At 70.9% G+C, this 14,172-nt stretch carries 14 protein-coding genes; 5 read left to right on the top strand and 9 right to left on the bottom strand.

Annotation, left to right across the window (positions count from 1 at the left end; genetic code table 11):
* The 3 genes from A3Q40_RS02695 to A3Q40_RS02685 form a co-directional block, all read right to left on the bottom strand.
* Entirely contained in the window at positions 1–879 is an 879-nt protein-coding gene (locus A3Q40_RS02695) for a branched-chain amino acid ABC transporter permease (RefSeq protein WP_068099682.1), read from the bottom strand.
* Between the two features lie 64 nt (positions 880–943).
* On the bottom strand, positions 944–1,585 hold the full coding sequence (locus A3Q40_RS02690) for an ABC transporter ATP-binding protein (protein ID WP_082834054.1): 642 nt from the start codon (positions 1,583–1,585) through the stop codon (positions 944–946).
* 121 nt (positions 1,586–1,706) lie between these two features.
* Positions 1,707–2,510 carry an ABC transporter ATP-binding protein gene (locus A3Q40_RS02685; RefSeq protein WP_068099681.1) on the bottom strand — a complete coding sequence of 268 codons (804 nt, stop codon included), beginning with the start codon at positions 2,508–2,510 and terminating at the stop codon, positions 1,707–1,709.
* Between the two features lie 150 nt (positions 2,511–2,660).
* Here A3Q40_RS02685 and A3Q40_RS02680 point away from each other — a divergent pair, with 150 nt between their 5' ends.
* The 4 genes from A3Q40_RS02680 to A3Q40_RS02665 all read left to right on the top strand — a co-directional run bounded on the left by A3Q40_RS02680 (position 2,661) and on the right by A3Q40_RS02665 (position 6,796).
* A complete protein-coding gene (locus A3Q40_RS02680) occupies positions 2,661–3,956 on the top strand; it encodes a helix-turn-helix domain-containing protein (RefSeq protein WP_157889476.1) in 1,296 nt (431 codons plus the stop codon).
* A gap of 88 nt (positions 3,957–4,044) precedes the next feature.
* On the top strand, positions 4,045–5,481 hold the full coding sequence (locus tag A3Q40_RS02675) for a hypothetical protein (protein WP_068099680.1): 1,437 nt from the start codon (positions 4,045–4,047) through the stop codon (positions 5,479–5,481).
* On the top strand, positions 5,478–6,224 hold the full coding sequence (locus A3Q40_RS02670) for an ESX secretion-associated protein EspG (RefSeq protein ID WP_082833718.1): 747 nt from the start codon (positions 5,478–5,480) through the stop codon (positions 6,222–6,224). Before A3Q40_RS02675 ends, A3Q40_RS02670 begins: the two co-directional genes overlap by 4 nt.
* 38 nt (positions 6,225–6,262) lie before the next feature.
* On the top strand, positions 6,263–6,796 hold the full coding sequence (locus A3Q40_RS02665) for a hypothetical protein (protein ID WP_068099678.1): 534 nt from the start codon (positions 6,263–6,265) through the stop codon (positions 6,794–6,796).
* Between the two features lie 21 nt (positions 6,797–6,817).
* Here A3Q40_RS02665 and A3Q40_RS02660 read toward each other — a convergent pair whose 3' ends face one another.
* Positions 6,818–7,546, bottom strand: a complete 729-nt coding sequence (locus A3Q40_RS02660) for a siderophore-interacting protein (protein ID WP_068363894.1) — start codon at positions 7,544–7,546, stop codon at positions 6,818–6,820.
* Between the two features lie 16 nt (positions 7,547–7,562).
* Positions 7,563–8,387, bottom strand: a complete 825-nt coding sequence (locus tag A3Q40_RS02655) for an HAD family hydrolase (protein WP_068099677.1) — start codon at positions 8,385–8,387, stop codon at positions 7,563–7,565.
* Positions 8,388–8,412: 25 nt separating this feature from the next.
* On the opposite strand from A3Q40_RS02655, the gene A3Q40_RS02650 reads away from it, so the two are divergent.
* The gene (locus A3Q40_RS02650) at positions 8,413–9,288 is read left to right on the top strand and encodes an aldo/keto reductase (RefSeq protein ID WP_068099676.1); all 876 of its coding nucleotides are present in this window, start codon (positions 8,413–8,415) and stop codon (positions 9,286–9,288) included.
* 46 nt (positions 9,289–9,334) lie between these two features.
* Here the strand turns inward: A3Q40_RS02650 and A3Q40_RS02645 are convergent, their stop codons facing one another.
* The 4 genes from A3Q40_RS02645 to A3Q40_RS02630 form a co-directional block, all read right to left on the bottom strand.
* The gene (locus tag A3Q40_RS02645; protein ID WP_068099675.1) at positions 9,335–9,982 is read right to left on the bottom strand and encodes an SDR family oxidoreductase; all 648 of its coding nucleotides are present in this window, start codon (positions 9,980–9,982) and stop codon (positions 9,335–9,337) included.
* A gap of 145 nt (positions 9,983–10,127) precedes the next feature.
* Positions 10,128–11,390, bottom strand: coding sequence for an ABC transporter permease (locus A3Q40_RS02640; RefSeq protein WP_068099674.1), 1,263 nt, complete (start codon positions 11,388–11,390; stop codon positions 10,128–10,130).
* Positions 11,387–12,607: an ABC transporter permease gene (locus A3Q40_RS02635; RefSeq protein WP_235606405.1), complete on the bottom strand. Its 1,221-nt coding sequence runs from the start codon at positions 12,605–12,607 to the stop codon at positions 11,387–11,389. Before A3Q40_RS02635 ends, A3Q40_RS02640 begins: the two co-directional genes overlap by 4 nt.
* Positions 12,604–14,172, bottom strand: coding sequence for an ABC transporter ATP-binding protein (locus A3Q40_RS02630; RefSeq protein WP_068099673.1), 1,569 nt, complete (start codon positions 14,170–14,172; stop codon positions 12,604–12,606). Before A3Q40_RS02630 ends, A3Q40_RS02635 begins: the two co-directional genes overlap by 4 nt.

The raw sequence follows: 14,172 nt of genomic DNA, 5'->3' as shown, positions 1-14,172 counted from the left end.
TCAGACCCTCCTGGCCGAGGCGGCGGCGAACAATCCGTTGGGGCGCAACAGCAGAACGACGATCAGGATCACCAGGGCGGCGAACGACACCAGGTCCTGGCCGACGTATCCGCTCACCGCGGACAGTCCGACCCCCATGAGCAGTCCCCCCACGACCGCTCCGACGGGACTGTCGAGACCGCCGAGCACCGCGGCGACGAAACCGAACACCACCACCGAATCCATGTAGCCGGGGTGGACCAGCGACCCGCCCGCGATGAGCAGGCCCGCCACCGATCCCACGGCCGCGGCCAGAGCCCATCCGAGGGTCAGCATGCGACCGACCCGCACCCCCAACAGGCGCGAGACCTCCTGGGAGAACGCGCTGGCGCGCATCGTGAGGCCCAGGTCGGTGAAGCGGAACAGGGCCACCAGCGCGGCGAGCACGACCAGCACCGCGACGACGGTGTAGACGTCGTTCCCCGTGAGCGCGACGTCGACGGACCCGATGCGTTGCCCGTCGAGTCCGAACGGTGCCGGGAACGAGCGGAACTGGTTGCCGAACACCAGCGCCGCGACGGCGTGGATCACGATGAACAACCCGAGGGTGAGAATCACCGGATTGATGTGCGACGCACTGTCGACGTACCGGATGATCAGCCGTTCGACCAGGGCGCCCAGGAGAAGGCCCGACAGGAGCGCCACGCCGAACCCGATCCAGTACGAGTAGCCGGCGTCGATGACGGTCAGGGCGACGTACGTGGTGATCATCGCCATCGGCGCTTGCGCGAAGTTGACGATGCGGGTGGACCGCCAGATGAGCACCAACGCCAGGGCGAACGCGGCGTAGATCATCCCGTTGGTGATGCCGTTGATGACGATGGTGAGAAGTTGCTGCACCGCATGGCCTTTCGAGATCGGGAGGGCCGTCGTGGCCGGGAGGTCCGGAATGCGTTCCCGCGGATCAGAAGCCGAGATAGGCGTGGCGCAGCTCCGTGTCGCCCTGCAGGTCCGCGGCCGGGCCCTCGCGCACGACGCGGCCGAGCGAGAGCACCACCGCGTGCTCGGCGATGGACAGCGCACTGCGGGCGTTCTGTTCGACCAGCACGACCGTGAGTCCGTCGGTGTCCACTGCATCACGGAGTTGCCGGAAGATCTGCGCGACCACGCGGGGAGCCAAGCCCAGGGACGGCTCGTCCAGCAGTAGGACCGAGGGGGTGGCCAGGAGCGCTCGTGCGATCACGAGCATCTGGCGCTCACCGCCGGAGAGCGTGTGCGCCGTTGCCTGCCGCCGTTGGGCGAGCGGCGGGAACATGTCCCAGACGCGGCCGATGTCCATGCGAGGGCGAGAGGTGTTGCGGCCCAACAGACCCAGCCTGAGATTCTCCTCGACCGTGAGTTCGACGATCACCCCGCGCCCCTCCGGGACGTGGGACAGTCCACGGCGGGACATGCTCTCGGCCCCGGCACCGATCAGGTCGTGATCGCCCATCGTGATGCTCCCGGACACCGGGCTCTGCACGGCGGACACGGTGCGCAGCAACGTGGTCTTGCCGGCTCCGTTGGCCCCGAGCACCGCCGTCACGGCGCCGGCGGGCACGGTCATCGACACCGAGTCCAACGCCGTGACCGCGCCGTACCGAACGGTAAGATCGTGGATCGTCAGCGCCGCCGTATCCGTCGCAGCGGCGCCCCTCCCGGCCCCGCCCGCACCAGTACTGCCCCTGTCAGCCTTCACGTTCCACCTCGTCTCCCAGGTACGCGGCGAGCACCGCGGGGTCCCGACGGACCAGGTCGGGGGTTCCGCGGGCGATGACCTTGCCGAAGTCGAGCACCACCAGGTGGTCGCAGACGCTCATGACCAGATCCATGTGGTGCTCGACCAGCAGGATCGACATGCGCGTCGTCAACGACCGCATCGTCGCGGCGAGGTCGTCCATCTCCGCGTCGGACAATCCCGACGCGGGTTCGTCGAGCAACAGCAGGGTCGGCTCCGACACGAGAGCGCGAGCGAGTGCGACCTTCTTGCGGACCGCGTACGGCAGGCTGGGTGGATATCGCGACGCATGGCGATCGATGCCGAGTTCGACGAGCACACCCAGTGCGCGGTCCCGGAGCCCCGCGGTGTCCCGCCCCGCCGATCGCAGGCCCAGGAGGGCACCCACGACCCCCGTGGTGGAGAGGTGGTCCGCGCCGACCATCACGTTGTCCAGGACGGACATCCGGTCGAACAGCCCGAGGCCCTGCAGGGTCCGGCTCATGCCCAGTTGGGGCAGGTCCTTCGGCCGAAGGCGGGCGATCGGCTCACCGCTGCGGACCACCGAGCCCGCCTGCGGCCGCACCAGCCCGCACGCCACGTTGAACAGCGTGGTCTTGCCGGCGCCGTTGGGCCCGATCACCCCGAGGATCTCGCCGGAGCCGACCGTCAGTCCGACACCGGACAGGGCGGTGATACCGCCGAATTCGACGGTGACGTCGGTCAGGGCGAAGACGGAATCGGTCGTGGTGGGTGATGGATCGGTCAGCGGCACAGTGGTCCACCTCACAGTTCGGGTGGCACTCACTATGGACGCTGCGCACAGGTGTGGATATGGGCGGAGCGCACAAATCTGATGGGTTCGCGGGCACTGTTTTCGGTCATTTCGCCCCGTTCTCCGGGCGCGGTGCGCAAAGCTCTGCCCATGGGCTCGCCGACGCACGGACGAGGTGACGTCGGCCGCGCCCGTGCCCGCGCCACGGGTGTGCTCGCGCGACTGTCGCCGGACGAACGCGACGCGGTGCGACGTGCCTGGGCGACCCTGCTTCCCGAGTCCGACGCCCTCGCGGACTCGATCACCCTGGCGCTCTTCGAGCAGGATCCGGAATACATGGCGGCCGGCTCGGACATCCCGTCCATCGTTCGCTCCAGCACGCGCGAACACATCCGGCTCGGGCTCCGTCGCCTGAGCGGCATGCCGGACTCACCCGAGGCGACGACGGACGTGTGGCGGCGCACGGGGCGCGAGCGCGCACGCCAGGGCATCCCGATGGAGCTGGTGCTCAAGGCCTACACCCTCGGGTCCCGAACGCTGTGGGAGGAACTGGCCGCGGCCGTCGCCGAGAAACCGTCGTTGCTCGAGGCGCGTCTTCTTCTGGTTGCGGGACAACGACTCTGGCAAGCACTCGACACCCAGAACACCATCCTGGTGGACGCGTACCGTCGCGAGACCGCACGCATGCAGCAACGCGACCTGTCGAAGATCCTCTCGGTGCTCGACGGCCTGCGCGACGGGCGCGGCGCGGACCCGCAGTTCGCCGCCGACGCCCGAGCGACGCTGGGGCTCGCGACATCTCAGGCGATCGCCTGCGCCGTCGGCGCGGTGTCCGACCTGGGCGAGCCGCCGCTCGCCGCACCCGAGGACACGGTCGACCACGTGACCACGTCGTCGTACTGGCACGTGCGCGACGGCGTGCAGTTCGGTCTTCTCGGGCTCGGACCCGGTGGCACGTCCGCCGTGGCCGACGCCGTCGCACCGCGGGCGACAGGACCGGTGGGCATCGCGTCGTCCGCCGACGGGTTGGCGTCGTTCGCCTCCGCGTATCGCACCGCGGCCCGCGCCGCCGCGACCGTCGCGACCGGCGACCGCCTCGCCGTCGTCGCCACCGACCGACTACCCGCCATCGTCGTCTCCGCCGACGACGAGATCGGCGATCTGATCGAAGGGCACGCCTTCGGCGACCTGGTGCACCAACCCGCGGCCACCCGGGACACGCTGCTGCGCACGCTCGCGCACGTGCTCGTGGCCGACGGTTCCCCCACCAACGCGGCCAAACTGCTCTACTGCCATCGCAACACCGTCATCTACCGGATGCGGCAGGTGGAGGACCTGACCGGCCGCAGTACGGCCGACCCCGACGACCGCCTGATCCTCACCCTCGCCCTGGTGCGGTCGGGCCACTGGTCGGATGCGGTGGGCGCCGCCGACTCGCGGGCCTGACCCGCGGGGAACCGTTCGGGTCCTCGCTGCGTCGAACCTCCGCAGGGGATCGGTGACTCGTCACCGAGGACGGCCGGAGGGGATCGGAATGAGCGGCATGGACACGCTCGGGGCATGGGTGGAGTCGGCCCGCGACGTCGGAGCGCACGTGATCGACCGGGCGGGGGTCGCGTTGCGCGATCTGCTGACCGGCGACGACAGCGAGCGCCTCGCCGCCGGGGAGCGGGCGCTCGCGCGGTACCGGGACCTCGACGGCACCGTCGCCGGGCCGACGGGTGCCCCCGGCGGAGTGGTGCCCGAGGCGTTCGAGGCGATGTCGCACCCCGCGATCTGGGGCCATGCCGTGGAGCTGACACCGGCGATGCTCGACGCCGGGGCGGAGACCTGGCGTATGGCGCACGAGCGCCTCGCCGCGGCCGTGACCACGCTCTGGCACGACCTCGAGGCCGTACTCGGAACCGACTGGCAGGGCATGGCGGCCGACGCCGCCCTGGCCGCGGTGGCGACCTACCGCGACCGGTCGACGGCGTCGGTGGATCTCATGGGCGCCGTGTCGGCGGAACTGGACGTGGCTCGTCACGGGCTGGCCGCCACCCGCGAGAACGTGCCCCCGCCGCAGTCCTTCACCCCGTCGGACTTCGCGCGGGTCGCCCTGGCGTCCGCGGCCCTGAACCCCTTCGCCTCCGTCCAGAGCGTGACCTCCCTGTTCGCCGAGGAGGAGGAACGTCGCGCCGCCGCCGTCGCGGTCATGAACACCGTGTACGTGCCGACGGTGCTGCGGGCCGACGGGGCCGCGCCCGTTCTGCCGCCCCCGGTCGACCCTGCCCCCGGCGGGTCCGGGGCCGGCGTCGGCCTCGGCGGTGTCGGCCTCGAGAGTGTCGGCCTCGGCAGTGTCGAACACGGAACGTCGACCCTCTCGGGAACGGGCGGCGTCGTCGGATCGACGACGTCGGGGCCCGCCGACACCGTCGCCGCCGCCGGCGCGGGACAGTCCGCGGGCCCGGCGGCCGTCGACGGGACCGGTGCGGGGACTCCCGGGGTGGCCGATCGCGCGGGCGCGTCGACGGGACCCACCTCGACAGCCGGCGGCGGTCCCGGCGGCGTCCTTCCGGGGCGGCTCGGAGCGAGCGAGTCCGCCCCGGTCCGCGCGGCATCGTCCTCCTCGGCCGGTGCACCTCGTGACCGTCCCGGCATCGGCGGACCCGGAGTCGGCCGGGGTGGAGTCGGCGGGGGCGGAGTCGGTTCGGGCGGCGGAGCGGCCCACCCCGACGGGCCCGGCTCGCGCATCCTCGGCGAGCGCGTGGTGGGACCGGCCGGGACCGGTGCCGCAGCATCCCCGGCACCGGGGTCCTCCGGCGCCGCCGCAGTCGGCCGGGGCGGGATGTACGGGCCGGCGGCGATGATGCCCGGTCGAGGCGGCGCCGACGACAGCGAGCATCGTCCAGCGAGTTACCTCGTGACGGCGGACAACGGCGACGCGCTGGTGGGCGACCTCCCGCTGGTGGCACCGCCGGTCATCGGATGACGGCACGAGTGTTCTCGCCGCTCGCCTTCGAGGTCCTGAGCCGGGTGGTGGGTCGGTTGCGGCCACCGTTCCCGATCGTGACCGCCGCGGACGACACCGTCACCGACACGGCGGCGCTGGCCGACCGTCGTCGCGACGCACTCCGCACTCTGGCCGCCGCGGACGTCGTGACCGCCGCGGCCACGATGGATTCCACTGCCCGCCACCTCACCGTGTGCGGCGTCCACGTCGACGGAACGCGGCTCCGCCTCCGCGCCGCGGTGCGCGACACCGGCGCCGGCGCCGTACTCGTCGTGCAGCAGCCGGACGGCGTCGTCACCGTCGACGAGCTGTCCGCGACCGCGCTGCCGAGTGCCGTCGTCGGCGCGATCGGTGGACGTGCGGGCGACCTGCCCGCGGCGACGGCCGACCGTGTCGCGATCGAGGCGTCCAGCTCCGCCGTCCGCGATCGGGACGACGCTGCGACCCGGGTGCGGTCGGTGCTCGCCCTCCCGCGCACCGGCATCGGGGACGTCGTCGTCGGCCGCCTCGGTGACGATCCGGACGGTCCCCTCGCGGCCGACCGCAGCGTCCGATGGATCGACACCGCACGCGGCCGCTACCTCCTGACCTCGACGGCGACGACCCTGACGGTGCAGCCCGCCTCCCCCGCTGCCACGGTCGCCCTGGTTCGACACCTGCTCACCGGCCCCGACCGCGAGGACGACGCCGTGTCGCCCGCGCCCGGCGGGGTACGCGGCTAGGGTTGGGCCGGCACACGACCGAGGAGAGGACGGAGCGGATGAGCGATCGTTACCGCGACGAGTACCAGGGCGGCTACCAGGGCGGGTACGACGATCGGACGCGCGCCTACGGCCGTCAGGAGCCCTACTCGGCGCCGCCGCAGAAGCCGAATTCCGGCCTGAAGTTCGACGTCGGCCCCTTCGTGGGCGGGGTGGTCGCCACCGCGATCACGACGTTCCTCGCGGGCTGGGTCGCCACCGCGATCGTGCAGGCCGTCTACAACCGCACCGACACCCGCGTCTTCTGGATGTACGGGCTGTCGGACCCGTGGATCGCGGGCATCTACGGCGCGCTCGCCGCGGTCCTCGCGGGCGCGTTCATGCTCCTGCTGTTCCAGGCCGTGCCGTCCCCGAACACGTTCTTCTCCTGGATCGCGGGACTGATCGTGGTGGCGGTGATCGTGCTCCCGTTCCTCGCGGCCGGGGCGATCACGGCAGCGATCGGTGCGGCCATCGTCAACGGTCTGATGGGCTTCGTGATCGTCGCCCTCCTGTCGACCACCGCAGCCAAGACGTACCACGGTCGGCCCTAGCCCCGGCCACGGCGCCGCGCGTCAGGCGATCCAGTACCCCTGGGCCTTGAGCGCCCCGCGCGCGACCCCGTACCGGGACTTGAAGATCGACCCGAGAGCGCGCGTGGTCACGGTGTCGCACGCGATCCAGGCGGCGTGATCGGGGGCGTCGAACACCCCGGCCTGGACGGCCTCCACCAGGGCCGCACCACCGTCGCGTCGCGGAATGCGGTGGACGGTGGTCGCGGGGGTGGCCGCGATCGGCAGGTCGTGGTCCGACTCGTGGACCGTCTCGAGCCACAGGGTGACCGGAAGCGTGTCCGGCAGCGCGCCGAGCAGAGACCTGATCGCGGGCACCGACGCCGAGTCCCCGGCGATCAGGTATCCGGCGGGCAGCGGGTCGGGTACGGCGTACTTCGATCCCTGGAAGGTCGCGTCCAGAGTGTCGCCGGGACGGGCGCGTCGCGCCCAGTCCGATGCCGCGCCGGCGTGGAGGGCGAACTCGACCGTGAACTCGTCGGCCTCGGGATCGGGGTCGACGACCGTGTAGGCGCGGTGGTGCAGCGTCGACGAGCCGTCGTCGGTGGGGAACCAGCACCGCAGCCACATCGTCGGGTGGTAGGCCTTGCGGACGAACAGCCCACCCGCGTTCATCCGCACGCGCCGATAGTGCGGCGTGACGTCGTCCGTGTGCAGAACGGTCAACCGGACGTCGGCGCCGCCCATCAACTTGAGAACGGTGCCCTGCCAGCCCTTGGTCTGAGTGCTCACGAGAGGTGAGGGTAACCTAAGTCGACTCGGCGCGGGTGAGCTCCTCCAGGTACACGGCTACCCCGTCGTCGTCGTTGGCGGGCACGAGCCGATCCGCCACGGCCCGCACCTCGGCGATGGCGTTCTTCGGAACCACCGCGGTCCCGGCCCACGCGAGCATCTCCAGATCGTTGCGCGCATCGCCCGCGGCCGCCACGTCGACCGCGTCGATCCCCCGCTCCCGACAGAGCGCGGCGAGAGCGGCGGCCTTGGAGACCCCGCGAGCCGCCATCTCGACGTAGGGCGCACCCGAATGCGTCACGGCCAGATCGAGCCCGGCGTCCGCCGCCGCCCGGTAGAGATCGACGCTCGCCATCTCCGGATGCCGGGCGACGATCTTGACGACGTCCTCCGTCAGCGTCGGGAAACGCTCGTCGGCCAGGACCATCGACTCGGGCTCGCGATGATGGTCGGAGAACACGCACAGGGCGGCGTAACCGGACTCCGCGACGAACGTCGTCGGGCCCACGGCGGCGAAGACCGTGCCCGGCACGGCCCGTCGTACCGCGTCGACGGCAGCGGCACCCGCCGCCGGGTCCAGTCCGACGGTGCTGCGAATCATCGGCGTTCCGTCCGCGAGGTCGATCACCACAGCGCCGTTGGCGCACAACGCGATTCCGCGAAAACCGCAGGCCGCGGCGAACTCGTGCACGGAGTGCCGCGCCCGCGCCGTCGCCCACACCACCTCGATCCCCGCGTGGCCGGCGGCCCGGAGTGCGGCCGCGGTGCGCGGGGAGACGGTGCGATCCGAGCGCAGGAGGGTGCCGTCGAGGTCCGTTGCGAACAGCTTCACACCGACCACTCTTCCAGGTGGCTACCGTGGGGGTATGACCACTCCGACGATCACCTTGAACTCCGGAACGTCGATCCCCGCACTGGGACTGGGCGTCTGGCAGGCCACGAACGACGAGACCGAGAAAGCCGTGCGCTACGCGATCGACGAGGCCGGTTACCGGCACGTCGACACCGCCGCGGCGTACGGCAACGAGGAAGGGGTGGGGCGGGCACTGGCGGCGTCGTCGGTGCCGCGTGAGGACCTCTTCGTGACGACGAAGCTGTGGAACTCGGACCAGGGATACGACTCCGCGCTAACCGCGTTCGACGAGAGCCTGCGCAAGCTCGGTACCGACTACGTGGACCTGTACCTGATCCACTGGCCGCTGCAGAACGACGAGCGGCTGCTGCGGACGTGGGATGCGTTCGAGAAGATCTCCGAGTCCGGCCGGGCGAAGGCCGTGGGTGTCTGCAACTTCGAGCCGCGCCACCTGGGGTTGCTGGTCGACCGCGGTGGAATGTTGCCCGCCGTGGACCAGGTCGAGCTGCACCCGCGGTTGGCGCAGAAGGAGATTCGGCACGTCGCCGGCGACCACGGCATCACCGTCGAGTCGTGGAGCCCGCTCGGCGGCACCAGCAACTCGGGGTGGGGGCGCGACTCGAAGCCGAACACCCTGCTGACGGACGAGACGCTGACCGACATCGGCGCCGCCTACGGCAAGTCGGCCGCGCAGGTGATGATCCGGTGGCACCTGCAGAACGGCTTGGTGGTCATCCCCAAGTCCGTGCACGAGGAACGGATCGCGCAGAACATCGACGTGTTCGACTTCGAACTGTCCGACGATGACCTGCAGCGCATCGACGCCCTCGACACCGGCGAGCGGGTGGGGGCGCATCCGAACGATCTGAACATCGGCGCCCCCGACTGACGGCCCCCGTGCGCCGCAGGGTCAGGCCTGCGGCGCACGCCCGGCGTCAGGCCAGGGCGTCGGCGATCGGGGTGTCGCCCTGGTCGAACTCGATCATGCGACGTGACGTCGAGGGGGTGTCGAGCGCTGCGGCGAGGACGGCGGCCACATCGTCCCGGCTGACGCTCTCCCCGGTCGCGCCCTGCTCCTTCGTCCGGATGGAGCCGGTGCCCGCGTCGTCGGTCAGGCTCGACGGGGCGACGATGGTCCAGTCGAGGTCGCTGTTCTTCAGGTGCTGGTCGGCCTCCGCCTTCGCCTCGGCGTACGCGTAGAACGAATTGTCCGGCGCGACACCGTGATCGGGGCCCGCGCCGAAGTACGACACCAGCAGAAAGCGGGACACCCCGGCCGACTGGGCGGCGTCGACGGTGCGGATGGCAGCGTCGCGGTCGACGGCGTACGTGCGGTCGGGGTTGCCGCCACCCGCGCCGGCCGCGAAGACGACGGCGTCGTGCTCGGCGATGGTGCCGGCGATCTGCTCCGTGGTCTGGTTCTCGACGTCCGCGACGACGGCGGTGGCACCGGCCTGTTCGATGTCCGGCGTCTGGTCGGGGTTGCGGATGAGGGAAGACACCTCGTGACCGCTCTCGGTGAGGAGCTTCGCGAGCTTCAGTGCGATCTTTCCGTGACCACCGACGATGGCGATGCGAGACATGGTGTTCCCTTCGAGTGCGTGTCGAGCGGGGCGCGGGGCCCTACTCCTACCAGCGCTCGGGATGCCCGGAGCGGGAGCGACCACAAACATCGAGCGGGCGCGACCACAAACATCGAGCGGGAGCGACCACAAACATCTGCACTCGTCAGCGGTACGGCTTGCCGGCGGCGGCGGGGCCGCGCACCTTCCCCACCAGTCCGGCGACGGCCAGGATGGTGACCACGTACGGCAGCATCAGCATGAATTCGCTGGGTACGGGCGAGCCGATGATGCCGAGCACGTTCTGCAGGTTGGACGCGAAGCCGAAGAGCAGGGCCGCGAGGGTGGCGCGCACCGGATCCCACCGGCCGAAGATGACGGCGGCGAGGGCGATGTAGCCGGCACCGGCGGTCATCTCCTTGCCGAAGGCCCCGACCGACCCGAGCGTGAAGTACGCCCCGCCCAGGCCCGCGATGGCACCGGCGAGGCACACGTTCCAGAACCGGGTGCGGCGCACGTCGATGCCCACCGAGTCCGCGGCCCGCGGATGTTCGCCCACGGCGCGCAGCCGCAGACCCCAGCGGGTCTTGAACAGGCCGATAAAGACCGCGATCACGGCGACGAACATGACGTACTCGATCACGGTCTGTCGGAACAGCAGCGGCCCCAGCACGGGGATCTGGGACAGCACCGGGATCTCGAGCCGAGGGAATCGCGGCGGCGAGTTCAGGGTGGCTCCGCTGGGCACCAGGACCTTCGAGTACAGGAAGCTGGTGAGGCCGACGACGAGCACGTTGAGCACCACGCCCACGATGATCTGGTCGACGAAGTACCGGATGGCGAACACCGCCAGCACGCTGCCCACCAGGGCGCCCGCGATCAGAGCCGCCGCCAGTCCGACGTAGGCCGATCCGGTGACCGACGCGACGACGGCACTGACGAACGCGCCGCCGAGCAGCTGACCCTCGATCGCGATGTTGACGACACCGACGCGCTCGGAGATCACGCCGCCGAGGGCGCCGAAGATCAGCGGTGTGCTGAGAGCGACGGTGCCGAGGAGCAGGCCCGGCACAGGGATGGTCTCGCCTGCCGCGGACCACGTGAGGAAGGTGAGCACGAACGCGACGGCGAACACCACCGTCACCGCGAGTGGCGTGTGACGACCCGCTCGCCTCAGCGCCGCGGCGAAGGCCGTCAGCGCGAACAGGACCACGACGAGAACGATGCACGTGGCCCGCGCGGGCAGTCCGACGTCGGGCAGCGCCACGACGTCACCGTCGGACGCGAGGCGGAAGGTGCTGGTGCCGCTCTCTCCCCGCAGGCCGAACAACACCAGGGCGAGCACGGAGACGACGCCGAAGACGATCGGCAGCTTCCAGGACACGCCCGGCCGCACCTCGGGGGCGCGCTCGGCGACGACCGTGCTCATCGGGCTGCCGCCTTCGATCGGGATTCGGGTACTCGGAACACGGCCCTCACCAAGGGCGGGGCGGCGATGAACAGCACGATCACCGACTGCACCACCAGGACGATGTCGACGGGGATGGACTCCGCGGCCTGCATGGCGAAGCCACCCGCCTTGAACGCGCCGAACAGGATGCCCGCGGCGAACACGCCCCACGGCCGGGAGCGGCCCAGCAACGCCACGGTGATCGCGTCGAAGCCGATGCCGGCGTCGATGTCCGCGGTGAAGCCGGTGGTCACGGTGCCGAGCACCTGCGCGACGCCGGCGAGTCCGACGAGAGCACCGGACAGCACCATGGCCCAGACGTAGGTGCGCTCGACCCGGATTCCGGCGACCCGCGCGGCCGCGGCGTTCTCGCCGACCACCCGGAACCGGTACCCGACGGCGGAGCGTTCCATGAGCCACCAGACGGCCGCCGTGACGAGGACGACCAGCACGAAGCCCCAGTGCAACGAGTACCGCGTCCCGAACAGCGAGGGCAGGACCGCGGTGTCGGCCATGGCGGGGGTCTTGGGGTTGTTCGACCCCGGCGCCTGCAGGGCTCCGGGAGTCCGCAGCAGGTAGGAGATGAGGTAGAACGCGACGTAGTTGAGCATGATCGTGACGATCACCTCGTGCGCGCCGGTGCGGGCGCGCAGCAGACCGGCGATCCCGCCCCACAGCGCGCCGCCCACCACACCCGCGACGATCGCGGCGATCAGGTGGACCACCGGCGGCAGGTCGTAGGTGAATCCGACGTACCCGGCGCACGCGGCGGCGATCAGCATCTGACCGCGGCCGCCGATGTTGAACATGCCGACCCGGAAGGCCAGGGCCACACCGAGACCCGCCGCGATGAGCGGCGTCGCGAAGGTGAGGGTCTCGGTCAGCGGACGGATGCCGTCGACGAACCGCGGACGGCGGAAGTTGTAGACGCTGCCCTGGAACAGCGAGGAGTAGGCGCCGAACACCGCGTCCCAGACCGCCGACAGCGTGTCGGTCGGCCGGGAGAAGAAGTAGCCCGACGCGGTGCGGACCTCGGGATCGGTGACGGCGATGAGCACCGCCCCGACCACCAACGCCATGACGACGGACAGGAACGAGAGCAGCACACTGCCGGTCGCGATGCGCCGGAGCACCGATTCGGTCTCGGTGGCCGCGGGCGGCGTCGATCCGGTGGGCGCGGTGTCGGTGGTGGTCACGCCGACGTCTCCCGTCGACGTGCAGCGACATCGGCGGGTCCGTCGGCGGCATCGGCGGGTCCACCGGCCATGAGAATTCCCAACTCCTCACGGGAGGCGTCGCCGGGCACGATGCCCACGATCCTCCCTCGATACATCACGGCGATGCGGTCGGCGAGCGCCGCGACCTCGTCGAGTTCCGACGACACCACGACGACGGGTGTGCCCGCGTCGCGCGTCGCGACGATGCGCTTGTGCACGAACTCGATGGAGCCGACGTCGATGCCGCGCGTCGGCTGCGAGGCGATGAGCAGGCGCAACTCGCGGCCGAGTTCGCGCGCGAGCACCACCTTCTGCTGGTTACCACCGGACAGGCGACCGACCGGCGTGTCGACGTCGGGCGTCCGGACGTCGAACTCCGTCACCTTCTCGGTGGCGAACCGGCGCAGGAACGACCGCACGACGCCGCCCCGCCGGGTGAACGGTTCCCCGTGGGACCGGTCGAGCATGAGGTTCTCCGCCACGGAGAACTCGGCGACCAGACCGTCGTGCGAGCGGTCCTCGGGGACGAACCCGACCCCGGCGTCGAGCACCTCGCGCACCGATCGCCCGACCAGCTCGCGCCCGTCGAGTTCGACACTGCCGGCGACCGGGGGTCGCAGGCCCAGCAGCGCCTCGGTGAGCTCGGTCTGACCGTTGCCCTGCACGCCCGCGATGGCGAGGATCTCGCCGGAGCGGACCTCGAAGGACACCGCGTCGACGACCGGACCAGTGGATCCGAGCACGGTGAGGTCGCGCACCACCAGCGCCGGATCACCGAACTGCCCGTCCTGCTTGCCGACTCGCAACTGGACGTCGCGGCCGACCATCAGCGACGCCAACTCGCCGTCGGTGGCGGTGGGCTGCGCTTCGCCGACCACCGAGCCGAGCCGGATGACCGTGATGCGGTCCGCGACCGCGCGCACCTCGCGCAGCTTGTGGGTGATGAACACGATGGCGGTGCCGGCGTCCGCGAGCTGACGCATGATGACCATCAGCTCGTCGGTCTCCTGCGGCGTGAGGACGGCCGTGGGCTCGTCGAAGACGAGGATGTCCGCGTCGCGGGAGAGCGCCTTGATGATCTCGACGCGCTGCTGCACCCCGACCGGCAGTTCGCCCACGATCGCGTCCGGATCGACGTCGAAGCCGAACCGACCGGACACCTCACGCACCAGGGCGCGCGCGGCGTCGAGGTCGAGCCGCCCACCGAAGGACGTCTTCTCGTTGCCCAGCACGATGTTCTCGGCGACGCTGAACACCGGGATCAGCATGAAGTGCTGGTGCACCATGCCGATGCCGGCCGTCATCGCGGCACCCGGTCCGGCGAAGGCCTGCGGAACACCGTCGAGGAGAATCTCGCCCTCCTCCGCCCGGTACAGGCCGGAGAGGACGTTCATCAGGGTCGACTTACCGGCACCGTTCTCTCCGAGGAGGCAGTGGATCTGACCTGCCTCCACGGTGAGATCGATGGAGTCGTTGGCCACCAGCGACCCGAACCGCTTGGTGATGCCGCGCAGTTCGAGCTTGGGCGGCTGCTGAGACGTCAT

This window comes from Rhodococcus sp. PBTS 1, from assembly GCF_001620025.1.
GTDB lineage: Bacteria > Actinomycetota > Actinomycetes > Mycobacteriales > Mycobacteriaceae > Rhodococcoides > Rhodococcoides kroppenstedtii.
This window is presented reverse-complemented; position numbering and strand designations above follow the sequence as displayed.